The sequence below is a fragment of the Amphritea sp. genome (genome assembly GCF_050300915.1).
In the GTDB taxonomy this organism is placed as follows: domain Bacteria; phylum Pseudomonadota; class Gammaproteobacteria; order Pseudomonadales; family Balneatricaceae; genus Amphritea.
In genome coordinates this window covers 1-22,684 of the sequence record NZ_JBNKYN010000075.1, presented here as the reverse complement: position 1 = coordinate 22,684, position 22,684 = coordinate 1, and the positions used below count along the sequence as shown (strand labels likewise).

Sequence of the window (22,684 nt, the reverse complement as noted above, 5' to 3'; positions counted from 1 at the left end):
CATCAATGACCGCCTGACAACGCTCCTCCTGCTCCTCTTCCGGCACCATATCAAGCTTATTCAGCACCAGCCAGCGCGGCTGCGCCGCAAGCGTCGGACTAAATTTCTCAAGCTCACGAACAATCACCTGGGCTGACTCGGCAGGTGTCTGATCATCCCAGGGAGCCATATCAACAAGATGCAACAGGATGCGGTTTCGCGCGAGATGCTTAAGGAAACGAATACCTAAGCCCGCTCCCTCAGCAGCACCCTCAATAATTCCGGGAATATCCGCAATAACAAAGCTTTTATGCTTCTCTGTGCTGACCACCCCCAGATTTGGTACCAGGGTGGTAAACGGATAATCCGCCACTTTAGGTGTCGCCGATGATACCGAGCGAATAAATGTAGACTTACCCGCATTCGGCAAACCCAGCAAACCAACGTCCGCCAGCACCTTCAGCTCAAGCTTCACGTTACGGGTTTCACCCAGACTACCATTGGTAGTCTGCCGGGGCGCACGATTCACACTACTCTTAAACCGGGTATTTCCCAGGCCATGAAAGCCACCCTGGGCAATCTTTTCAATCTGACCAACCGTCGTCAGATCCGCCAGAACCTCATCCGTATCGATATCAACCACAGTCGTACCCACCGGCACTTTCATGATCAGATCTTCACCTTTTGCGCCAGTACAGTTACGGCTCTGTCCGCCCTTACCGTTCTCAGCCCTGTAGCGAGGCTGAAAACGGTAATCGATCAGAGTATTGAGCGACTCATCCGCCTCAACAAACACTGAGCCACCATCACCACCATCACCACCATCAGGGCCCCCACGAGCAACATACTTCTCGCGTCGGAAACTAAGGGTACCATTCCCCCCCTTACCGGCTTCTACAGTAATCGTCGCTTCATCTACAAACTTCATTCTACGCCTCCAGCTACACTGGCAAACTGTGCATGCTTACCGCCAACAAACTGGCTGTTGATAATGCCCGTCATACAGACGTTTTCAACAACTAGCTTAATCAGCCATTAAAAACAAAAAAAGCCCCGCAACCGCGGAGCTTTTTTATAGCATAAAAGCCGGATTAAGCGGTTTCTACAGTAATGTATTTACGCTTTTGCGGGCCTTTAACAACAAACTTAACAACGCCGTCTGCAGTCGCAAACAGAGTATGGTCTTTACCCATACCTACGTTTACGCCAGCGTGAAACTTAGTACCGCGCTGACGAATCAGAATGTTACCTGCAGTTACTACCTGACCACCGAAACGCTTAACACCTAAGCGTTTCGACTCGGAATCACGACCGTTACGGGTACTACCTGCCGCCTTCTTATGAGCCATTTGTCACTCTCCTATCAAAACAGTCTTAGGCACTAATGCCAGTGATTTTTACTTCAGTGAAGTGCTGACGGTGACCCATCTGCTTCATGTGGTGCTTACGACGTTTGAACTTCATGATATGAACTTTCTTAGCGCGACCATGGCTTACAACCTCAGCTGTAACCTTAGCACCTTCAACTACTGGTGCGCCGATTTTAACATCATCACCATTAGCAACCAACAGAACACGATCAAATTCAACATTAGAACCAGCTTCTGCAGCCAGTTTTTCCAGTTTCAGCGTATAGCCTTCCTGAACTCGGTATTGCTTACCGCCGCTCACAATTACTGCGTACATTTTAATCTCCAGTTTAAAACCCGTCCTGCTACTAAATAACACGCCTACGTCTAATGGAAATGATCGACCATATAATAGGGAGCGAATTTGGATGGGTCAGGGCGCGAGATTATATAGAAACATAAGAAGCGACTCAAGCAAAAATATAGATAATAACCTTACATTCTTGACACCCGGATACGCACCCCCTAGCATGCGGCAATACAAATTTCAGAGCTTAGTCACAGTTCCCATGCTGCCACATCAGTTAAACCCAGTTATTGAGCCGCAATTCGAAGCGGTAAACGATTACATTATCAACAACTTACACTCCGGTGTACCTCTGGTTGAGAAGATCGGACATTACATTGTCGAAAGTGGTGGCAAGCGGATCAGACCTCTACTGGTGCTACTGGCCGCCAATGCGGCGGGCTATCAGGGGGAGCAACATATCCACCTTGCAGCGGTCATTGAGTTTATCCACACCGCCACCCTGCTGCACGATGACGTTGTTGATAACTCTGAGCTGCGCCGTGGTAACGATACTGCCAACGCCAAATGGGGCAACGCGCCCAGCGTTCTGGTCGGCGACTTTCTCTACTCCCGCTCATTCCAGATTATGGTTGAGATCAACAAGATGGAAATCATGGCGGTGATCTCCAACGCCACCACCATCATTGCTGAAGGCGAAGTATTACAGCTGCTCAACGCCCGCAACCCGGACACCACTGAAGCATCTTATATGCAGGTAATTCTGGGCAAAACAGCCATGCTGTTTGAAGCCGCCACCGAGACCGGTGCGATTCTGGCAGGAGCGAATGAAGCCCAGCAGGAAGCACTGCGTCTTTATGGCCGCCATATCGGCATCGCTTTTCAGATTATCGACGATGTCATGGATTACCTCAGCAGCGCCGAAGAGATGGGCAAAAATGTCGGCGACGACCTGGCTGAAGGCAAAGCGACCCTGCCACTGATCCACGCCATGCGTGAAGGCAGCGATGAACAGCGCAAACTGATCCGTCAGGCGATCCGCAAAGGCGGCCTCGACGACCTGCAACCGATCATGGAGATCGTCCATGCTACCGGCTCAATCGATTACGCTCGCAACGTCGCTTACGGAGAGGCGGACAAAGCGATTAAAGCACTGGACGCCCTGCCGGACAGCTCATTCAAACAGACCATGATCCAACTGGCGGATCTCGCAGTTAAGCGGAGCAGTTAAGAGCAGTGGCTAGATCGTCACAAAAAACGTGACTTGCTAGTTGTTAGAAAAAACCTTCTTAACAAGCTCTAATGATAACGTGCATAGTAAGTGGGCACGGCTGATTTGCTCTTATAACTCAAAGCAGCCTGATAGCTACTTTGAGTTTGATTTTTCTAGCAAGCGAAGCGTCTATCTAGCTAGAACGTCACAAAAAACGTGACTGGATAGTTGTTAGAAAAAACCTTCTTAACAGGCTCTAATGATAACGTGCATAGTAAGTGTGCACAGCTGATTTGCTCTTATAACTCAAAGCAGCCTGATAGCTGCTTTAAGTTTGATTTTTCTAGCAAGCGAAGCGTCTAGCTAGTCACGTTTTTTGTGACGATCCAGCCACTATCTCCTATCCCTCAAGATATAAACCCTCTCCACCTCCGCACGCCCTCCCCGACCGGCACCCCGCTCCGCCGATAGTTCTTCAATCTCAAACCGTTCGCTATAAAGCGACCGGACTTCATCTTCTGTTACCGAAAAGGGCGGGCCTTCAACAGCATCGAACTCGAGGGTTATCAACAACATGCCAACGCCTGCGGGAAGCTTTTCGATCAGTGTCCGGGCATAGCGCTTACGCATCGGTTCAGGAAAGGCGATCAGTGCGGCGCGATCATAGACCCAGGCAATCGACTCAAACTCTTCAGCGGGTAGTGCAAAGAAATCCCCACAGAGCAGCCGTAGTCCATCTTTATGCCGCACAGCAAAGTCTCCCTGATGCTGCACTTCGACCGCTATCGATTGCTCAGTCCAGAACGCCTGACATGCCAGTGGATTCAGCTCAACACCGGTGACCTCATGCCCTTGCTCCCGCAACCAGAGCATATCCAGCGTTTTACCACACAGCGGTACCAGCACCCGCCCCTCACCCAAACCTCGTAACTGAGACCAATGACGCTGAAGCAAGGGATTAACCTGCGATTGATGAAAGCCGATCCGGCCACTACGCCAGCGCTCATGCCAAAACTCACTGTGCATCTTCGTTGATACCCCTGAAAAACGACCTTAACCGCTCTATTTTTAGTTTTTGGTGATACAGGTCGTGATCCCAGACCACTAACCCGGTATAATCCCCCGATATTTTGACTTAAAAAAAAGTGGATATACAGCTCAGATGACAAAACCTTCCTCATTCAATCGAGAAGAACTTCTTCAGTGTGGTCACGGCGAAATGTTCGGCGAAGGCAACGCACGACTGCCTGTCGGTAACATGCTGATGATGGACCGCGTCACAATGATCACCGGTGAAGGTGGCAAATATGGCAAAGGCTATATCGAAGCGGAGCTGGATATCCATCCTGACCTCTGGTTCTTCGACTGCCACTTCCCAACCGACCCGGTTATGCCTGGCTGCTTAGGCCTGGATGCTATGTGGCAAATCGTTGGCTTCTTCCTGGGCTGGCGTGGCAATAAAGGACGCGGACGTGCGCTGGGGTGTGGTGAAGTGAAGTTTACCGGGCAGATTCTGCCAACTGCAAAAAAAGTCACCTACCGGATCGATCTGTCACGGGTTATCGAGCGTAAACTGGTGATGGGCATCGCCGACGGCTCTGTTTCTGTCGACGGCCGGGAGATCTACACGGCAAAAGATCTGCGTGTTGGCCTGTTCGTATCTACCGATAGCTTCTAATCTTATAAGCCTGAGTGCAGGCTTTAGCGCAGCTGTCGATCTATAATTACAATGTTTTTACTGAATAAAAGAGGCATCCTATGAGACGTGTCGTTGTTACCGGAATGGGTATCGTATCTTGCCTGGGTACTGATAAAGAAGCCGTCCTGGACTCACTGAAAGAGGGCCGTTCCGGCATTAAGTTTCAGGAAGAGTACAAAGAACTAGGGTTTCGCAGCCATGTAGCTGGCAGTATTGATCTGGACTACACCGATCTGATCGACCGTAAACTGGTGCGTTTCATGGGTGATGCCGCAGCATATGCGTATCTGTCTATGGAACAGGCGATCAAAGACGCCAACCTGAGCGAAGATCAGGTGTCTAACGTCCGCACAGGCCTGGTCGCAGGTTCCGGCGGCGCATCCTCTGCCGACATCGTAGAAACCGCTGATATCCTGCGCACTAAAGGTGTCCGTCGCGTCGGCCCATACCGGGTAACCCGGACTATGGGTTCTACCGTGTCCGCCTGTCTGGCAACACCGTTTAAAATCAAAGGTGTTAACTACTCCATCACCTCGGCCTGCGCCACCAGCGCGCACTGTATCGGCAATGCGATGGAACAGATTCAGCTGAATAAGCAGGATATCGTTTTCGCAGGCGGCGGTGAAGAACTGCACTGGTCACTCAGCGTAATGTTTGATGCGATGGGAGCCCTGTCCAGCAAGTACAACGACACGCCGGAAAAAGCCTCCCGCGCCTATGATGCCAACCGCGATGGTTTTGTTATCGCTGGCGGTGGCGGCATGCTGGTGCTGGAAGAGCTGGAACACGCTAAAGCCCGTGGCGCTAAAATCTACGGCGAACTGGTCGGTTATGGTGCCACCTCTGACGGCTATGACATGGTAGCCCCATCCGGTGAAGGCGCTGTGCGCTGCATGAAGCTGGCGATGAGCACCGTTGATGGCAGCATCGACTATATCAACTCCCACGGCACGTCGACACCTGCGGGTGACATCCAGGAGCTGAAGGCGATGAAAGAGACCTTTGGTGAACAGATGCCGCCGGTCAGTTCTACCAAGTCCCTGACCGGTCACTCACTGGGTGCTACCGGCGTACAGGAAGCGATCTACAGCCTGCTGATGATGGAAAATAACTTCATCTGCGCATCGGCTAATATTGAGGAACTGGATCCTGCAGCAGAAGGCCTGCCGGTTGTGACTGAACGCAGAGACAATGTTGACCTGCAGCGGGTAATGTCTAACAGCTTCGGTTTCGGCGGTACCAACTCAACCCTGGTATTCCAGAAATATACTGGCTGACCACTGATATGCATAAAAAAACCCGCCTTCCGGCGGGTTTTTTATTATCTCTGCCATTTAAACAGCGTCTTCATCGACTACCTTCAGATCACGCATCTGCGCTTCCAGCCAGCCAATTGAATCACTGTGAACCTCATCAACGGAACGATCAGCCACCGGCACCGGAGCACCCACCCGAACAGTAATCGTTCCCGGATATTTGACATAACTTTTACCCGGCCAGTAAAGCCCGGCATTATGCGCTAACGGCACCACCGGCACCTGAGCACTGGCCGCCAGCATCGCACCACCTTTATTAAACTTACCCAGTTTACCGGTTTCGACCCGGGTTCCCTGAGGAAAGATAACGACGTTAATCCCCTCTTCAAGACGCTCTTTACCCTGAGTCAGCAGCTGCTTTAACGCCCCCCGACGCTTACTACGATCCAGCGCAATCGGTTTGAGCATCCCCAACGCCCAACCAAAAAATGGAATTTTTAACAGTTCTTGTTTCAGCACCGCGCTTTGTGGTCGAATCAGGGTCTGCAGAAAAAACGTCTCCCACTCACTGGAGTGATTAGCGACCACCACATAGGCCCCTTCACTCCCTGAAGGCAGATTTTCCCGCCCCTCAACCCGGTATCGGATGCCACAGGTAAGATAGAGCCATAGCATGGTAAAGTAGTTCATCAGCGTGAAGAGCTTAAAGCGCAGGCGAAATGGCAGCGCCCAGCCCACCAGCAGACAGAAAGCAGCAAACACCAGGGTGACCGGATAAAAACCAATATAAAAGAGCGTTGCCCGCAGATATAAAAACAGAGAGGGTTTTCGCGTCATCGCCTGATCTTCCTTTTGGGCACGTTCATCAATGTTTGCAACAGGTTTCAAGGATTCACCTGCCAGTGGCCACTTTTACCACCTATCTTTTCCAGCAGTTTGATTTCGGAGATAACGATCCCTTTATCCACCGCTTTGCACATATCGTAGATAGTCAGGGCGGCAACCGATGCGGCGGTCAGCGCCTCCATCTCTACGCCGGTCTGGCCTGCCAGTTTACAACTCGCCAGAATCAGCACTGATGCAGATTCCGGTTGAGGCGTCAGTTCGACAGAGACTTTGGTCAGCATCAGCGGATGACACAGAGGGATCAGATCAGAGCAACGCTTAGCCGCCTGAATCCCGGCAATGCGCGCCACTGCCAGGACATCACCCTTTTTATGCTCCCCGGCGGTAATCATATGCAGTGTTTCAGGCCGCATCATCACCACAGCCTGAGCAGTTGCCTCGCGGGTGGTGATTGCCTTTTCAGACACATCCACCATATTCGCATGACCATTATCATCCAGATGGGTCAAACGGCTCATGCGGCCTCCTGCGGCTTGTTTTTATTCAAAACCGGATTAGCATACATCTGCCGCAGGATATTCGCAGCAGAGTCAGACAACCCCTCGGTTCGAGCGGCAAACAGAGCCTTCTGTTCCGCATCAATCCCCTCAACATCAATACCCGCTGCTAACATGTTAGAAGGGTGCAGATAATAATTATCGATGATCTGCCGGTCGATTTCGGCAGCCAGTTCTTCAGGGGTATTCATTCCGGTGATAACATCGCCAAACGCTACATAGACATGACCTTTGTTGCCGGTAATCCCGGTAACGATGCTGTCAATATCTTCAAACTGGGCTTTCTCATACTTAACCCCCTGTTGCTTGGCATCGAGTTCCTGCGCTTTGGCCCGGTCACAGGGGTCATACTCATAAGAGATGGACACCGGAACAATCTTCACCCGCTCAAGAAACTCAGCAAAACTACGCTCTTTGCGATGCGCCATATAAAACATTTTCAGAATTGCCGGATCGGTAAAATCGTTACCATCTTTTGCCCGGCCTTCCCGCTGGGCGATCCAGACACTGGCCTCATCATGCACCAGCGAGTGGTCAATATAGGCCGATAGCTGCCCCAGCGCGGTCAGCACTTCGCGCCCTTTTGCCGAGCGATTGACAATAAAGCTTTTATTCAGGCGCATCAGATCAGATACGTAAGGTTTGCGCAGCAGGTTATCGCCAATCGCGATGCGCAGGGTGTCAAAACCGTTCTGATACAACGCCCAGTTAACAAACGCCGGATCCATCGCTATATCACGATGATTGGAGACAAACAGATAGGCCTCATCCTGTTCAAGGTTTTCAATACCACTACAGGAAAGACGGGTAGTGGTACGGCCGATCATCTTGGTCATATAACCCGCAATCAGCAACTGAAAGTCCTGAATACTTTCGATTTCACCGGTTTTCTGCGCCAGAAAGATACGCACGGCGGGCTTTAGCAGCCAGCCAAACAGCGATGCCATCTGGGGAAACTGATAGCGGGTCAGCACCGAGATGAGTTCATCGTCATGGATCAGCCGGTTCAGGACATCACTCACCTCACTGTCATAATAGGGGCGGATATTCTGAAATGGATCATTGATTGAGCTGGCTGCCATTCTGCCTCCTGAGGCACTGCGAATAATAAGGCGGGTATTTTACAGGGAGATAGGAATAATTTCAGCGCACATTACCAATTCTTTAGATTAATCCGCTCAGTTTAGCCTCCGGTCATGTTCATAAAGCGGACAATCTGCGGGGTTTCATCATCCAGATCAAAGTGATGCTGCTCAGGTTTCAGCTCCATTGCCTGGATCAGATGCTGTTTCAGCACCTCAATATCGTTGGGGTACTCCCGGATCACCCGACGCAGATCCATTGAGTGTTCATTACCCAGACAGAGTAACAGGCGTCCCTCCACCGTCATCCGCACCCGGTTACACTCACTACAGAAGTTATGACTGTGGGGCGAGATAAAGCCTATCCGGCTGTCACTATCCGCCATGCGATAATAGTGCGACGGCCCACCGGTTTTCTCACCACTGTCGGTCAGGACATACTCTGCGGAGATCATCTCTAACAACTCATCACTGGAACAATACACCTCCGCACGATCATGCTCAGTAATCGCCCCCAGCGGCATCTCTTCAATAAAGGTGATATCCAACCCTTTGCTGCGGGCAAACGCAATCAGATCAAGCACTTCATCATCATTGCGGCCTTTTAACACCACCGCATTCAGCTTGATCCGTTTGAAGCCAGCCGCTATTGCCGCATCAATCCCCGCCAACACCTGCTCAAGCCGTCCGGTGCGGGTTAAGCGCTTAAACTTATCCGCTTGCAAGCTGTCCAGACTGATATTGAGACGGTCCACGCCCAGCCGTTTGAGGTCAGCTGCCATTGCGGCTAACTGCGAGCCATTAGTGGTTATCAGCAACTCAGCCGGTAGCTGCCCCAGCTGCTCCACCAGCGTCAGAATACCCCGTCTCACCAGCGGTTCACCGCCGGTCAGACGGATCTTATTCACCCCCAGCTCGACAAATGCCCGGGCCACAAAATACAGTTCTTCCAGTGATAAGACTTCACTGCGCGGCAGAAACTGCATCTCTTCAGCCATGCAGTATACACAGCGGAAATCACACCGGTCAGTAACCGACAGACGGATATACTCTACCTGACGGCCAAACCTATCAACCAGTTGAGTGGTCGCACTGCTACTCTGATTTATCTGCATACCTGGCTAGTATCTCTTGCGTGTTTAGGTAAAAATATACCTGATTATTTTAGTCAGCTATTCAACTAATTGTTAGGCGAGTTTCAAACAATGTACATGATACTTAAACACACCCACATCACCTTTGCTGCTCTAAGCATACTTTTTTTCACCCTGCGGGGTTACTGGATGCTCACCACAGCAGAAAAACTAAAACGCCGCTGGGTGAAAATTGCACCACATATTATCGACACTCTTTTGCTGTTAAGCGCCATCGCGCTTACCATTAGCGTCAACCAGTATCCATTTACCCATAGTTGGCTGACAGCCAAGCTCATCGCACTGATTGCCTATATTGTGCTGGGCACTATCGCCCTGAAACGGGGAAAAACCAAGAGGGTTCGTACACTCGCATTTGTGCTGGCACTAACCTGTGCAGCCTATATTGTCTGGGTAGCGCTGCACCACACTCCGCTACCCTGAGATCAGTTAAGCGGTAATATCATTGATCTCTTCATTCAGGTACTGCTCACGAATCATTGCCACTAACTGACTTCGCCAGGGCAGCTGACGGATACCAAAGTGATTCAGTAATTTAGTGCAGACCAATACGGAAGAGGCCGGACGTTCAGCATCACTGCCCAGTTCGGAGGAGCTAATGGGAATCAGCTTCTCCACTTTAAGCTTTTCATACTGCCCAGCCGCGGCCAGCACCGCTTCGGTGAAACCATAGCGGGTAGTGATTTCGGCACAGCAGTAATGATAGGTGCCCCAGTTTTCCGCACCATTATGCAGTTGCTTCAGAATCGCGACGATCACCCGGGCAATATCGCTGGCAGAGGTGGGACAGCCCCGGCGATCATCGGCAGCAAAGATCTCCTCCTCTTGCCGCGCCTGCAGCAGCGCCCGACGCATAAAGTTATCGCCAATGGTACTGAACACCCAGCTGACCCGAAGAATCACATGCTGTGGTAACGCGGCACGTAACACCTCTTCTCCCTGCCACTTGCTCTCGCCATACAGCCCTAAGGGACGCGCCTGGTCATCCTCTTTATAGCCACTCTCATAGTGGCCATCAAAAACATAATCTGACGACAGATGCAGCAGTGGAATGGACAGCTTTCCACAGGCTACTGCCAGGTTTTCTACCGCATCCCGGTTCAGCGAAAAACAGCGTTCAGACATCGCTTCAGCACGATCAACCGCATTAAACCCGGTGGTATTGATAACATAATCCGGCAGATGCTCATCCAACTGTTTCTGCACCTGTTCACGATTACTGATATCTAGCTTCTTATCAGTAAAGGCCACCACAGAAAAGAAGGGATCATTCTGCGTAGCCTGATTTAAAAAATAGCCAATCTGGCCATCAACGCCGGTAATCAATATTTTCGCCGGGGTGGACAGAAAATCCTGTGTCATTAAGTTACAACTCCAGCAGTTTTGCTTGCAAATCAACGATACCATATCAAAACCATAGCGAAACCAAAAAAAGCGACCGGGATGATAAAGTTTTCTCAAAAAGTTCAGAACCTGGAGCCCGGTTTCCGGTATGGTTGCAAAGAGTCAGAATATATCACCGGATGAAAGATTCTTTTGCGGTATAATTCTGGCGCAACTTTTGGTAATACGAGACCGATTCATGGCGTTAGAGATCAGCTCACATAAGAGCGAAAAACCTGCTGGACGGATTCGCCAGCGCAACGAACAACTGATTCTGGCGGCCGCAGAGCGGGAGTTTGCCGCCTGTGGATTCAAAGGCGCCAGTATGCGGGAGATCGCTGCCCGGGCAGAACTGCCAAAAGCGAATATCCACTACTACTTTAAAAATAAGCTGGGACTCTATTACGCGGTTCTGAGTGACATTATCGACCTGTGGGATAGCACATTAAGCGATCTGAAAACGGAAGATGATGCAGCCCAAAGCCTGATGCAGTATATTCGCAAAAAAATCGAATTCTCCCGCGACCACCCCCTGGCATCACGAATTTTCGCCAGTGAAATTATTAGTGGTGGACCCAATTTAAAAGAGTATTTCAGTGAAGGCTATGAGGAGTGGTTCCGCTCCCGCACTGCAGTGTTCGAACAGTGGCAGCAACAGGGTAAACTGGATGCCAGCATCACCCCGAGCCATCTCATATTCCTACTCTGGTCCAGCACTCAGCACTACGCAGATTTTGCCCTGCAGGTTTCCTCTGCACTGGGAAAAGAAACCCTGGATGATCTGGATTATGAGCAGGCCATCAATACCCTCTCGCATATTATCCTGAAGGGTTGCGGTATCACTTCGAGAGGCTGATACCGACCGACATCACGCCAGCCTCCTTTCCTTTCACTCACATGCCTTGCTAAAGTGCAGCGGCGTGACAGTTGTGAACATATCTGGTGCGTCTGGCCTGAAGCGGTTGTAACAGATCCACACAATATCGATACAGGCGCTGTTCATTACAGACATAAAGACACCCATGGGATAAATACTGACCACATGGCCAGTTTTTTGCTTAAGAGTAAGATATACAAGACTCAATCCGCATGTTTGAGTATAGTTTTCATTCAGTTCATATCGGCGAGGTAGCCAACGTGAAGCAACATTCACCGCCCCCACGACTAACCCTGCGCGGTATAACCAAACAATACCCCGGATGTCTGGCTAACGATGATGTCCACCTGAATATAGCCCCTGCAGAAATTCACGCGTTGCTGGGTGAAAATGGCGCAGGCAAAAGCACACTGATGAAGGTGATCTACGGGCTGGTCAAACCAGATAGGGGCGAGGTGCTCTGGGATGGCCTGCCGATCGAAGTCAAAGATCCGGCCCATGCCCGCAAACTGGGAATTGGTATGGTGTTTCAGCACTTCTCTCTGTTTGAAACCCTGACGGTCACTGAAAACATCGCCCTGGCACTCGGCGATGATGCCGGAGAACTGGAGCAACTGGCAGAAAAAATCCGCAGCGTGTCTGAAAAATACGGTATGGAGATCAATCCAGACCGGGAGATCCACAGCCTCTCTGTGGGGGAGCGGCAACGGGTTGAGATCGTCCGTTGCCTGGTACAGAACATCAAACTGCTGATTCTCGATGAACCCACTTCTGTATTAACCCCGCAAGAGGTGGACGCGCTGTTTATCACCCTGCGACAACTAGCCAGCGAGGGCTGTGCCATTCTGTTTATCAGCCATAAACTCAATGAAGTTAAAGCCCTGTGCCATAAAGCGACCGTCTTGCGAGCGGGACGGGTGTCCGGCGAGTGTATCCCCGCCGAGGAAGACACCACCAGCATGGCAAAACTGATGGTCGGCGATGATACCCCGGTGAGCACGACATACCCAAAAAGACTCGGCACCACTCCCCTGCTCAGCATTAATGGGCTTTCTCTGCAGAGTCCTGACCCGTTCGGCGTACACCTGAAAGACATCAGTCTGACAGTCAATGCTGGTGAGATCGTTGGCATTGCCGGGGTCGCCGGTAATGGTCAGGAGGAGCTGCTGGCAAGTCTGAGTGGCGAACACCTCTGCCCGGCTGCAAACACTATCTGTTTTGCTGACAGTCAGGTAGGCAATCTGCCGCCAGATCAGCGCCGCCAGTGGGGATTGGGGTTTGTACCTGAAGAGCGGCTTGGCCGGGGCGCGGTGCCCGAAATGAGCCTCACCGAAAACGCCCTGCTGACCGGATTCTTAACCGGTCTGGTGAGTAACGGCATGGTTGCCTGGAAAAAAGCGCACGCCTTCGCTGAGCAGATTATCGATCAGTATAAGGTCAAGGCAGCGGGCCGTCATGCCCAGGCTGACAGTCTGTCCGGCGGTAATTTGCAAAAGTTTATTATCGGCAGGGAGATCATGCAAAACCCCAAAATTCTGATCGCAGCGCATCCGACCTGGGGGGTCGATATCGGTGCAGCGACGGCGATCCATAAAGCGCTGATTACTCTGCGTGATCAGGGGGCAGCCATTCTGGTGGTATCGGAAGATATCGATGAACTGTTCCTGATTTCAGACCGCATCGGCGCAATCTGTGACGGCGCTCTGTCACCGGTTAAACCCACACCTGAATCATCAATACAGGAACTGGGGCGGATGATGGCTGGCGACTTTAGCCTGTCCACCCATAAGGGGAGTGCTACGCTATGATTAAACTGGAACCCCGTGGTGAACGCTCCATCGCGATGGCCTATCTTTCACCGGTATTAGCGGCGTTACTGACGATGCTGACCGGCTTAATACTGTTTACGCTGCTGGGCGTTGACCCGGTCGATGCGCTGATCACAATTCTCTACGTGCCCATCTCAGACACCCACGGAATTGCTGAACTCTGCGTCAAAACCGCGCCTATCTTGCTCTGTGCCATCGGCCTGTCAGTGGTATTCAAGGCAAAGATCTGGAATATCGGTGCCGAGGGACAGCTGCTGATGGGCGGCCTGTTCGGCAGCTATATTGCGCTGCAGCTTATTGAAGCCGAGGGTTTCTGGGTGCTTCCCATCGTCCTGATCGCTGGCGTCCTGGGCGGGATGTTCTGGGCAGGTATCGCGGCAATACTCAAAGTACGCTGTAACACCAATGAGATCCTCACCACCATTATGATGAACTATATCGCCCTCAATATCCTGCTTTGGGCGGTTCATGGGCCACTGAAAGATCCGGAAGGATTCAACTTTCCCGAATCGGCACTGTTTGGTGATTCTGCTCTGCTACCGGTTTTGATTGATGGCACCCGGGTACATCTTGGAATGGCGCTGGCGCTGTTTGCGGTCGTCGCCGTCTGGGTTCTGATGAGCCGCAGCTTCTATGGTTTTCAGATCAAAGTGATGGGAATGGACGCCGGAGCCGCACGACTATCGGGCTTTAAAGAGAAACGACTGACCTACTTTGCCCTGCTGCTGAGCGGTGGACTAGCAGGCTTGGCAGGTGTCGGCGAAGTGACCGGCCCCATTGGCCAGCTGATCCCACAGATCTCTCCCGGTTATGGCTATGCAGCTATAATTGTCGCGTTTCTGGGTCGCCTGCACCCCGTAGGTATATTGCTGGCCAGTCTGCTGATGGCGCTGTTGTATATGGGAGGCGAGATGGCGCAGATCAGTCTCGGGCTGCCGCTGGCGCTTACCGGACTGTTTCAGGGGATGTTGCTATTTTATCTGCTGGCCTGCGATGTGCTGATCACCTTCCGCATCCGACTCAAACCAAACCCGGCCAAAGTAACCACTTCGCTGCCACCTTTAGCATCAGAGACACAAGGATAACCCCATGGATATTGATCTGATTACCAATATACTCTATGCCATGATCCGTACGGGAACGCCGCTGCTCATCGTGGCACTGGGAGAGCTGGTGTGTGAAAAAAGTGGCGTGCTGAATCTTGGCCAGGAGGGCATGATGCTGATGGGGGCCGTGGTCGGCTTTATCGTCACCCTGCTGTCCGGCAGCCTGCTGCTTGGCTTTATTCTGGCGATGCTGGCGGGGGTTCTGATGTCACTTATTTTCGGCCTGATCACCATGGAACTGAGCGCTAATCAGGTTGCCACCGGACTAGCGCTGACCATCTTCGGTACCGGCCTGTCGGCATTTATCGGCAGTGAGTTTGTTGGCAAACCCATTGAGGGGCTGGATCCTGTCTTTATTCCTGTTCTGACTGATCTGCCGATCATCGGCCGGATGCTGTTTGGCCAGGATCTGATCGTCTATCTCTCCTTTATTCTGTTTGGTGCGGTTTACTGGTTTATCAACTACTCCCGCCCGGGGCTGGTCCTCAAAGCGGTGGGTGAGAACCCTCACGCAGCCAATGCCATCGGCCTTCCGGTATTCAAAACCCGCTATCTGGCGATTATCTTTGGCGGGGCGATGGCGGGGCTGGCAGGCGGCTATCTGTCGCTGGCCTATACCCCGCTATGGGCCGAAAATATGTCTGCCGGACGCGGCTGGATTGCGCTGGCTCTGGTGGTGTTTGCCAGCTGGAAAGCTGAACGGGTGCTGCTGGGGGCCTGGTTGTTTGGTCTGGCCAGTATTTTACACCTGGTATTTCAGGGGCTGGGCTTTGCGGTGTCGCCCAATCTGCTGGCAATACTTCCCTATCTGGCAACCGTAGTGGTACTGGTGATTCTTTCCAGTAATCAGACCCGCAGCCGCCTGGTAGCTCCGATGTCGCTGGGAAATCCGTTCCATGCCAGAAGCTGACCAGCTGAATTTAACAGCGCTCTGTTTTTGTGACCTGAATTAAAGCAATCACAGAGCCAATGCACCAGAATAAAGCAGATCTGGCCATTCAAAGGCAATCCAGACAGGCCCGATTCTGCAGATTGAGTGAATGACAAAGAAGCAGCAAAAATATGACTGATTGGTCAGATTTTTGCTTAAACAGTAGCAACTGACCATCAGGTCAACTTTCTTAGCCAGTCAAAACAATGACTCAACAGGAGATGGACGCATGAAACGTCGTCAATTTAACAAACTGGTTACCGGTCTTGCTGCCGGTGTGTGCATGTCAGCACTCTCCACCTTTTCAGTTCAGGCCGCGGATCCGCTCAAAATTGGCTTTGTCTATGTTGGCCCTATCGGTGACCATGGCTGGTCATATCAGCACGATCAGGGACGTAAATCCGTTGAAGCAGAGTATGGTGATAAAGTTCAAACCACCTATGTGGAAAACGTTGCCGAAGGTGCTGACGCCCAGCGGGTGATTTACAATCTGGCAAAAACCGGCCACAAGCTGATTTTCACCACCTCATTCGGCTTTATGAACCCCACCCTGAAGGTTGCCAAGCAGTTCCCTGATGTTGTCTTTGAACATGCCACCGGTTACAAACTGGCGAAAAACCTGGGTACCTATATCTCCACCACCTTTGAAGGTCGCTATGTTGCCGGTTATGTCGCCTCTCAGGTGACCAAGAGCAATAAGATCGGTTATATCGCCTCCTTCCCTATTCCTGAGGTTATCCGTGATATCAATGCGGTACAGCTGGCGCTGAACAAATACAACCCGGACGCTGAACTGAAGGTGATCTGGGTAAACAGCTGGTTCGATCCGGGTAAAGAAGCCGATGCGGCTAACGCCATGATGGACCAGGGGGTTGACGTTATCCTGCAGCACACTGACAGCCCTGCCGCAATGCAGGCAGCAGAGCGCCGTGGTGCCTATGCCGTAGGTCAGGCATCCGACATGTCCTCATTTGGTCCACATGCCCATCTGTTATCCGTTGTTGATGAGTGGGGCCCCCACTATATCAAAACAGTCAAAGCGGTTATGGATGGCACCTGGGAAGCCAAAGCCAATGTCGAAGGGATGAAGGAGGGGTCAATTGTTATCCCCGGCTTCAATGAAAGCATCCCCGCAGAGGTTGTTGCCCATGCGCAAGAGCTGATTGCGGGTATCAAAGATGGCAGCGTGTATCCGTTTGCCGGACCGATCAAAAATCAGGCAGGCGAGCTGGTTGTTGCTGAAGGCGAGCGCCTGAACTACGACGATCTGGAAAAAATGAACTGGTACGTTGAGGGCATCGACTCTGAGATCCCTAAGTAAGACTCAGCTAATTGTTAAATAGCGACACCAACAACACCTCCCGCTATCGCCGATAGCGGGAGGCTAGACTCACCAACCGTTGTTTACAAACCCTTATGAATATTCCTCTGATCAATATCGCCAGCTTATATTCCGATGATGAAGCCGCAAAACTGCAAGTCGCCCAGGCGATTGACAGCGCCTGCCGGGAAAGTGGTTTTTTCTATATTCAGGGACACCCTATCAGCAGCGCACGTATTCAGGAGATGCGCGCACTGTCAGAGGCTTTTTTTGCCCTCCCGGAAGCGGAAAAACTTAAAATTGATATCACCCTGTCGGCCAACCATCGGGGCTATGGCAGGATGAAAGCAGAACAGCTGGACCCGGAACGCCCCGAAGATATCAAAGAGACCTTTGATATGGGCCTCAATCTGCCCACCAACCATCCACTGATTGGACCTGACCGGCCCCTTTATGGTCCCAACCAGTACCCGCAACAGCCTGCTGACTTTCAGCAACAGATGGAGCGTCACTACTGGGATATGCTGGAACTGGGTAAAACGGTGCTCAGCGCCCTGGCAATGGCCTTAGGCATCGACCGGGATTTTTTTGCCAACAAGTTTGAGCACCCGCTGAGTGTACTGCGCTTTATCCACTACCCGGCCGTGCCCTTAGCGGATGGTGAAAAACATATTGGGGCGGGTGCCCATACCGATTATGGCTGTATCACCATTCTCTGGCAGGATGAAACTGGCGGCTTGCAGGTGCAGGACACCAGCGGTGAGTGGATTGATGCGCCCCCCATCGAAGATGCCTTTGTTATCAACATCGGCAACATGATGGCCCGCTGGAGCAATGACCGGTATAAATCAACCGCTCACCGGGTTTTCAGCCCCAGCGGACGGGAACGCTACTCAATGCCGTTCTTTGTCGAACCGGATTTTGATACCGATGTCAGCTGTTTAGAAAACTGCTGCGCTGCGGACGAAACGCCAAAATATGAACCGATCTCTGCCGGAAACTGGATGATCTACTGCTTCAACAACACCTACGCCTACCGGGCCGAAGAGACCGCTTAATGCGGTCTCCTCTTTTATCGCCCGCCCCTGCTCTAACGGTTTTTTGCGCCACCTGAGGTAAAGGGTGGCTTAGCGAACCAGACCGCCGCCATCAGAGCGAGAAAGATCCAGCCCAGCAGGGCAAAATAGTCCACGGTCGATATCATATAAGCCTGCCCCTCAATCAGCTTTTCGATACGCGCAAAGTTTTGCAACGAGGCGCCGCCCAGCAGATCCAGATAGTGTTGTGTTTGCGGGCTGTATGCAGTGATATTCTCTGTTAAACGGGCATGCTCAACCGCTGCCTGGCGATGCCACCACCAGGTAGTGAGCGACGAGGCAAAACTTCCCCCCAGCACTCGCAAAAAGGTCGCCAGTCCCGAGCCATCAGCAATCTCTTTATGCGACAGGCTGGACAGCAAAATGGTTGTCGCCGGCATAAAGAACAGCGCCACCCCCAACCCCATGCCCAGTTGAATCATCGCGATATGATAGTAATCGATATCAATCGTAAATTCGGCACGGGCGAAGCTTGACAGTCCCATCGCCAGAAACGCAATGCTGGTCAGCAGACGCATATCGACCCGGTGGCCAAAACGACCGACGATAGGCGATAGTATCACCGGCACAATACCGATCGGTGCAGCGGCAAGTCCGGCCCAGACGGCGGTATAACCCAGCTGGGTTTGCAACCATACCGGCAATAACAGATTCAGACCAAAAAAAGCAGAGTAACCAAGCACCAACGCAATGGTGCCGAAGGTAAAATTGCGGTACCTGAACAACCGCAGGTTGATCACCGGGTGTTCTTCGGTCAGCTCCCAGATCACCATCGCGATCAGAGATACCACCGCAACCACTGTACCATAGAGCACAAAGTCTGATGCAAACCAGTCCAGGTCGTTACCTTTATCCAGCACCACCTGCAGCATCCCCACGCCCAGTACCAGAAGTGCCAGCCCAACATAGTCGATAGGAACCTTTCTGGTTTCTTCCGGACGTTTACCCAACTGCGACCAGACAACCAGCATGGCAAATAGCCCAATCGGCAGGTTGATAAAAAAGATCCAGGGCCAGGAGTAGTTATCGGTCAGCCAGCCGCCTGAGATCGGCCCCAGTATTGGCGCCACCACGGCGACCATCGCCAGCAGAGCCAGCGCCATGCCCCGACGGGCTGGCGGATAGATCGAGATCAGCAGGGTCTGGGCGATGGGATAGAGCGGGCCAGCAACAAACCCTTGCAGCGCACGAAAGAACACCAGTTCAGGCAGTGACGTCGCAATACCACAGAGAAACGAGGTAAAGATAAACAAAAATACTGACCCCATGAATAGGCGAACCTCACCGATACGGCGCGCCATCCATCCTGTCAGCGGCAGTGCGATCGCATTACATACTGCAAACGAAGTAATCACCCAGGTGCCTTGCTCGCTGCTGGCCCCGAGGTTACCGGTAATCGATGTCAGGGCAACGTTCGCAATGGTGGTGTCTAGCACCTGCATAAAGGTTGCCAGCGCCAAACCGATAGTACAAAGCACCCGGTTTGACGGCATAAAGGCGACGCTGTTCATGGAGTCTTGCTGACCTCGGCGTTACCGTTGACAGAACTATCTGAACTGTTATCACGAATCAGTTGGGCGGCCAGCATATCGGCCTCTTTAATCCGGTGCTCATATACATCAGTAGTGTAACGAGCCTGCAGATGCGGGATACTCGCCAGCACATCACCATCCTGCTGACGCAGGTCAACCTGCACCTGAGTCGACATACCAATACGCAGTGGATGCTGTTGTAACTCATCACGCTTTAAACCAATTCTCACCGGCACCCGCTGAACAATCTTGATCCAGTTACCACTGGCGTTCTGTGCTGGCAACAGCGAGAAAGCCCCCCCGGTACCCACCCCCAGGCTCTCGATCCGTCCCTGATAGTGAACTTCATCGCCATACAGATCAGCAACCACATCAACAGACTGACCTATCTGCATCTTACGCATCTGGGTCTCTTTGAAGTTAGCGCTGATCCATAACTGATCCAGTGGAACCACCGCCATCAACGGCTGGCCTGGCTCAACCCGGGAACCCGGCTGGACATTACGCATCGCCACATAACCACTCACCGGTGCCACCAGATGGGTGCGGGCATGATTGATATACGCCTGGTGTAATGCGGCGGCCGCTGTCTGAACAGAGGGATGAGTTGCAATGGTCGTACCCTCTACCAGAGCCAGGGTGCTGTTTAACTGTTGCTGAGCACTGGTCAGGGCATTCTCCGCTTCACCAAGTGCATCACGGGAGTGAGACATCGCCTCCTCTGACAAAGCACCCGCGGAGCCCAGTTTGCGGCGTCGGTTAAAATCACTCCGCGCCTGTTGTAACTGAAGTTTGCGGGTTTCTACCTGCGCACGATAGTTATCCACACTGGCAAACAGACCGCGCACCTGGCGCACCGCAGTTGCCAGATCGGCTTTGGCCTGTTCCAGCGCGATGCTCTTATCACTGGGATCCAGCTCAACCAGCACCTGGCCCTGCTCAACATAGTCACCATCATCAACATTAATCCGCACCACTGTGCCGCTTATCTGTGAGCCGATCTGTACCCGGTCACCATCCACATAGGCGTCTTCCGTATCCTCATAAAAACGACCATAGAGATACTCATAACCAAACACACCCGCGCCAGCCACAAGGACCACCATAAGCAAGCTGCTTAATAGCACCCGACGGCTCTTTTTGGCAGATTCTGGCTGTTTTTCTGCCTGCTCTATCGCTTCACTCATCTCTTTTGTTTCACCCTGTTCTTTACTCAGACGCTATCTTTTCAAAGCGCGTTATTCTCGCCCCGCCTGCTTATTCCACTCATCCATCAACCCGGTAGGTGCCAGAATTTTTTGGATGATGCGATGTAACTCACTCAGCTCATCGCTGCTCAGCTCACCCGTCAGCTCATTCAGCAGATCAGCGGCCAGACCATGCACCTCCTGACTCAGCTCTATCCCCTCTTGCGTGGGTTTCAGCCGTACCTGGCGCCGGTCATTGGGACAGCGCTCTCTGAGCAGTAAGTTACGCTGCTCAAGCCGGTCAAGCATGCGGGTCATCGCGCCACTATCAATTGAAAGCAAACGGGTCAACTCAGAGGGGGTATCCACCTGTTCCACCATGATCAGCCGCATCACCCGAAACTGAGCGCCGGTGATATTGAAAGGCTTCAGGTATTTTTCCAACAACCGGTCTTTATGCTGATTCAGCAAAAAAATCAGATGGGCAATACTCAGGCGGGTAGGTACGCTGTCTTCGGTGTAGTGGATCATCGCTTACTCTCTCAGAAAGACAATATAGCTGCCTAGGCAGACATTGTGATGACAAATACTGCCATGGCAGCTAATATTTGTCAAAAGATGAGACCACTCGACCGGCCAGACCAACACAATGAACTAAGTCAGAAGATCACTTGTCTACCCGGTGTAATGGAGTATTTAACATGATGACGAAACTGAAATCCTTTCTGGACACCTTTTTACCGCCAGAAAGCAGCACTCACAGCGACCCAAAAGCATTGATTTCTCTGGCTTCTGCCGCCTTGATGGTGGAAGTATTACTGTCGGACTATGAGCGCAAACCGGAAGAAAAACAGACACTGCTGGCATTACTAAAATCCAGCTTTTCGCTTGATCAGAGCACTGCTGAGCAACTTCTGAAACAGGCAGAGAAAGCCCAGTATGAAGCAACCGATTACTTTCGTTTCACCTCTCAAATCAACGATTTGTGCACCCCAGAAGAGAAGATAGCCCTGATCCAAAATCTCTGGCAAGTTGCCTATGCCGATGGTGAACTGCACTATTACGAAGAGCATGTGATTCGCCGTATTGCCGATCTGATCTACGTCTCACACACTGAATTTATTACCACCAAGCTAAAAGTCACTGAAGCCAGTAACGTTATGCCTACGTAGCAGGTCACTCAACACCTTACTATCTGACATTCTGGATAATCGCCATTGCCGAAAATGGCATATCCGGAACCTCCTCTATTGGAATATTTTTTTCATACGCTAAGATTTTCAGGTGTTTAACATCACTACTGTCTGCCTGTTTCAGAACAAGCAATCGCGGTACCCGGCGCAACATCACCCGGGTGGCTTCCGCGACCCCCGGCTTGATCTTATTGATATCATCAATGCCGTATGTGGACAGCGTAGACGCGATGAAAGCAGACACCTGATTTGTACGTTCACTACGCCACTCATCAGTAACCTTGTCTTCAGCAATAGCCACCCGCTGAAAGCGCTCCGTCAATGTGTCCACAAACCAATTGCTAAGGTCGTGCGGCGCCAGGTGCTTATATAAAACGCATTGGTGAAATCCAGCGATATCATCCAGAAGCAAGGTACGGGAAAGTAAGCCTGACACGGTACTGTTAAGCACGCCACTCGGAATTGCATAGTCATCTGTCGTAGCAATATATTCAGCATGACCACTCAAATCTGAGATGACACACAGTTCATCGCCAATATGATAACAACTACGTTTATTCCAGTTAGCGATAGCTTTCTTAAGCTCCCTGTTGATGACGCCTTTGGCTGTCCATCCATCAACAAAAATAATGGATTCTGCAGGGCGACCGGATTCCGCGATATGTTGCAATGCTGCGCAATCAATCCCCCTATCACGAACGATAGATACTGAATAATGCTTCACATCATCAGTGTAATAAGCCTTCAGGGCCCGGGTTAACAGAACACCGATAGGCGTTCCCGCCC

At 51.6% G+C, this 22,684-nt stretch carries 24 protein-coding genes; 11 read left to right on the top strand and 13 right to left on the bottom strand.

The window, feature by feature from the left end:
• The 3 genes from cgtA to rplU form a co-directional block, all read right to left on the bottom strand.
• Window positions 1-907: Obg family GTPase CgtA (gene cgtA / locus ACQY8X_RS16720; protein ID WP_428036280.1), on the bottom strand; the 907-nt coding region annotated here is incomplete at its 3' end.
• Between the two features lie 163 nt (window positions 908-1,070).
• On the bottom strand, window positions 1,071-1,328 hold the full coding sequence (rpmA, locus tag ACQY8X_RS16715; RefSeq protein WP_428036279.1) for a 50S ribosomal protein L27: 258 nt from the start codon (window positions 1,326-1,328) through the stop codon (window positions 1,071-1,073).
• A gap of 25 nt (window positions 1,329-1,353) precedes the next feature.
• Window positions 1,354-1,665: a 50S ribosomal protein L21 gene (rplU, locus tag ACQY8X_RS16710; protein ID WP_428036278.1), complete on the bottom strand. Its 312-nt coding sequence runs from the start codon at window positions 1,663-1,665 to the stop codon at window positions 1,354-1,356.
• 232 nt (window positions 1,666-1,897) lie between these two features.
• Between rplU and ispB the strand changes: the two genes are divergently transcribed.
• Window positions 1,898-2,866 carry an octaprenyl diphosphate synthase gene (gene ispB / locus ACQY8X_RS16705; protein ID WP_428036277.1) on the top strand — a complete coding sequence of 323 codons (969 nt, stop codon included), beginning with the start codon at window positions 1,898-1,900 and terminating at the stop codon, window positions 2,864-2,866.
• 375 nt (window positions 2,867-3,241) lie between these two features.
• Here the strand turns inward: ispB and ACQY8X_RS16700 are convergent, their stop codons facing one another.
• A complete protein-coding gene (locus ACQY8X_RS16700) occupies window positions 3,242-3,874 on the bottom strand; it encodes a thiopurine S-methyltransferase (RefSeq protein ID WP_428036276.1) in 633 nt (210 codons plus the stop codon).
• A 136-nt stretch (window positions 3,875-4,010) separates the two neighbouring features.
• Between ACQY8X_RS16700 and fabA the strand changes: the two genes are divergently transcribed.
• A complete protein-coding gene (fabA, locus tag ACQY8X_RS16695) occupies window positions 4,011-4,526 on the top strand; it encodes a bifunctional 3-hydroxydecanoyl-ACP dehydratase/trans-2-decenoyl-ACP isomerase (RefSeq protein WP_091361787.1) in 516 nt (171 codons plus the stop codon).
• An 80-nt stretch (window positions 4,527-4,606) separates the two neighbouring features.
• Window positions 4,607-5,824 (top strand): beta-ketoacyl-ACP synthase I, encoded by a 1,218-nt coding sequence (gene fabB, locus ACQY8X_RS16690; protein ID WP_428036275.1) that lies wholly within the window; start codon window positions 4,607-4,609, stop codon window positions 5,822-5,824.
• Between the two features lie 57 nt (window positions 5,825-5,881).
• Here the strand turns inward: fabB and ACQY8X_RS16685 are convergent, their stop codons facing one another.
• From ACQY8X_RS16685 to moaA, 4 genes are all read right to left on the bottom strand, one after another.
• A complete protein-coding gene (locus tag ACQY8X_RS16685; protein WP_428036274.1) occupies window positions 5,882-6,691 on the bottom strand; it encodes a lysophospholipid acyltransferase family protein in 810 nt (269 codons plus the stop codon).
• Complete coding sequence (moaC, locus tag ACQY8X_RS16680) at window positions 6,688-7,167, bottom strand: cyclic pyranopterin monophosphate synthase MoaC (protein WP_428036273.1); 480 nt, start codon at window positions 7,165-7,167, stop codon at window positions 6,688-6,690. Before moaC ends, ACQY8X_RS16685 begins: the two co-directional genes overlap by 4 nt.
• Window positions 7,164-8,288, bottom strand: a complete 1,125-nt coding sequence (locus tag ACQY8X_RS16675; RefSeq protein ID WP_428036272.1) for a 1-acyl-sn-glycerol-3-phosphate acyltransferase — start codon at window positions 8,286-8,288, stop codon at window positions 7,164-7,166. Before ACQY8X_RS16675 ends, moaC begins: the two co-directional genes overlap by 4 nt.
• A gap of 101 nt (window positions 8,289-8,389) precedes the next feature.
• Complete coding sequence (moaA, locus tag ACQY8X_RS16670) at window positions 8,390-9,403, bottom strand: GTP 3',8-cyclase MoaA (protein ID WP_428036271.1); 1,014 nt, start codon at window positions 9,401-9,403, stop codon at window positions 8,390-8,392.
• 90 nt (window positions 9,404-9,493) lie between these two features.
• Between moaA and ACQY8X_RS16665 the strand changes: the two genes are divergently transcribed.
• Window positions 9,494-9,865, top strand: coding sequence for a SirB2 family protein (locus tag ACQY8X_RS16665; protein WP_428036270.1), 372 nt, complete (start codon window positions 9,494-9,496; stop codon window positions 9,863-9,865).
• 6 nt (window positions 9,866-9,871) lie between these two features.
• Here ACQY8X_RS16665 and rfbD read toward each other — a convergent pair whose 3' ends face one another.
• Window positions 9,872-10,804, bottom strand: coding sequence for a dTDP-4-dehydrorhamnose reductase (rfbD, locus tag ACQY8X_RS16660; RefSeq protein ID WP_428036269.1), 933 nt, complete (start codon window positions 10,802-10,804; stop codon window positions 9,872-9,874).
• A gap of 220 nt (window positions 10,805-11,024) precedes the next feature.
• Here rfbD and ACQY8X_RS16655 point away from each other — a divergent pair, with 220 nt between their 5' ends.
• The 6 genes from ACQY8X_RS16655 to ACQY8X_RS16630 all read left to right on the top strand — a co-directional run bounded on the left by ACQY8X_RS16655 (window position 11,025) and on the right by ACQY8X_RS16630 (window position 17,947).
• On the top strand, window positions 11,025-11,681 hold the full coding sequence (locus ACQY8X_RS16655; protein ID WP_428036268.1) for a TetR/AcrR family transcriptional regulator: 657 nt from the start codon (window positions 11,025-11,027) through the stop codon (window positions 11,679-11,681).
• Window positions 11,682-11,962: 281 nt separating this feature from the next.
• The gene (locus ACQY8X_RS16650) at window positions 11,963-13,510 is read left to right on the top strand and encodes an ABC transporter ATP-binding protein (protein ID WP_428036267.1); all 1,548 of its coding nucleotides are present in this window, start codon (window positions 11,963-11,965) and stop codon (window positions 13,508-13,510) included.
• Window positions 13,507-14,616 carry an ABC transporter permease gene (locus tag ACQY8X_RS16645; protein WP_428036266.1) on the top strand — a complete coding sequence of 370 codons (1,110 nt, stop codon included), beginning with the start codon at window positions 13,507-13,509 and terminating at the stop codon, window positions 14,614-14,616. Before ACQY8X_RS16650 ends, ACQY8X_RS16645 begins: the two co-directional genes overlap by 4 nt.
• 4 nt (window positions 14,617-14,620) lie before the next feature.
• Window positions 14,621-15,547, top strand: coding sequence for an ABC transporter permease (locus tag ACQY8X_RS16640; RefSeq protein WP_428036265.1), 927 nt, complete (start codon window positions 14,621-14,623; stop codon window positions 15,545-15,547).
• Between the two features lie 250 nt (window positions 15,548-15,797).
• Window positions 15,798-16,889, top strand: coding sequence for a BMP family ABC transporter substrate-binding protein (locus ACQY8X_RS16635; protein ID WP_428036264.1), 1,092 nt, complete (start codon window positions 15,798-15,800; stop codon window positions 16,887-16,889).
• A 95-nt stretch (window positions 16,890-16,984) separates the two neighbouring features.
• Window positions 16,985-17,947 (top strand): isopenicillin N synthase family dioxygenase, encoded by a 963-nt coding sequence (locus ACQY8X_RS16630; RefSeq protein WP_428036263.1) that lies wholly within the window; start codon window positions 16,985-16,987, stop codon window positions 17,945-17,947.
• A 32-nt stretch (window positions 17,948-17,979) separates the two neighbouring features.
• Here the strand turns inward: ACQY8X_RS16630 and ACQY8X_RS16625 are convergent, their stop codons facing one another.
• From ACQY8X_RS16625 to ACQY8X_RS16615, 3 genes are read right to left on the bottom strand one after another with little or no spacing between them, the layout of a single operon-like run.
• Complete coding sequence (locus tag ACQY8X_RS16625; protein WP_428036262.1) at window positions 17,980-19,497, bottom strand: DHA2 family efflux MFS transporter permease subunit; 1,518 nt, start codon at window positions 19,495-19,497, stop codon at window positions 17,980-17,982.
• The gene (locus tag ACQY8X_RS16620) at window positions 19,494-20,705 is read right to left on the bottom strand and encodes an efflux RND transporter periplasmic adaptor subunit (protein WP_428036261.1); all 1,212 of its coding nucleotides are present in this window, start codon (window positions 20,703-20,705) and stop codon (window positions 19,494-19,496) included. The genes ACQY8X_RS16625 and ACQY8X_RS16620 overlap by 4 nt, the downstream gene beginning before the upstream one ends.
• Window positions 20,706-20,756: 51 nt before the next feature.
• On the bottom strand, window positions 20,757-21,236 hold the full coding sequence (locus tag ACQY8X_RS16615; RefSeq protein ID WP_428036260.1) for a MarR family transcriptional regulator: 480 nt from the start codon (window positions 21,234-21,236) through the stop codon (window positions 20,757-20,759).
• 170 nt (window positions 21,237-21,406) lie between these two features.
• Between ACQY8X_RS16615 and ACQY8X_RS16610 the strand changes: the two genes are divergently transcribed.
• Window positions 21,407-21,877, top strand: a complete 471-nt coding sequence (locus ACQY8X_RS16610) for a TerB family tellurite resistance protein (protein WP_428036259.1) — start codon at window positions 21,407-21,409, stop codon at window positions 21,875-21,877.
• A gap of 19 nt (window positions 21,878-21,896) precedes the next feature.
• Here ACQY8X_RS16610 and ACQY8X_RS16605 read toward each other — a convergent pair.
• Window positions 21,897-22,684 (bottom strand): cysteine protease StiP domain-containing protein (locus ACQY8X_RS16605; protein WP_428036258.1); only part of this gene is annotated, 788 nt, incomplete at its 5' end.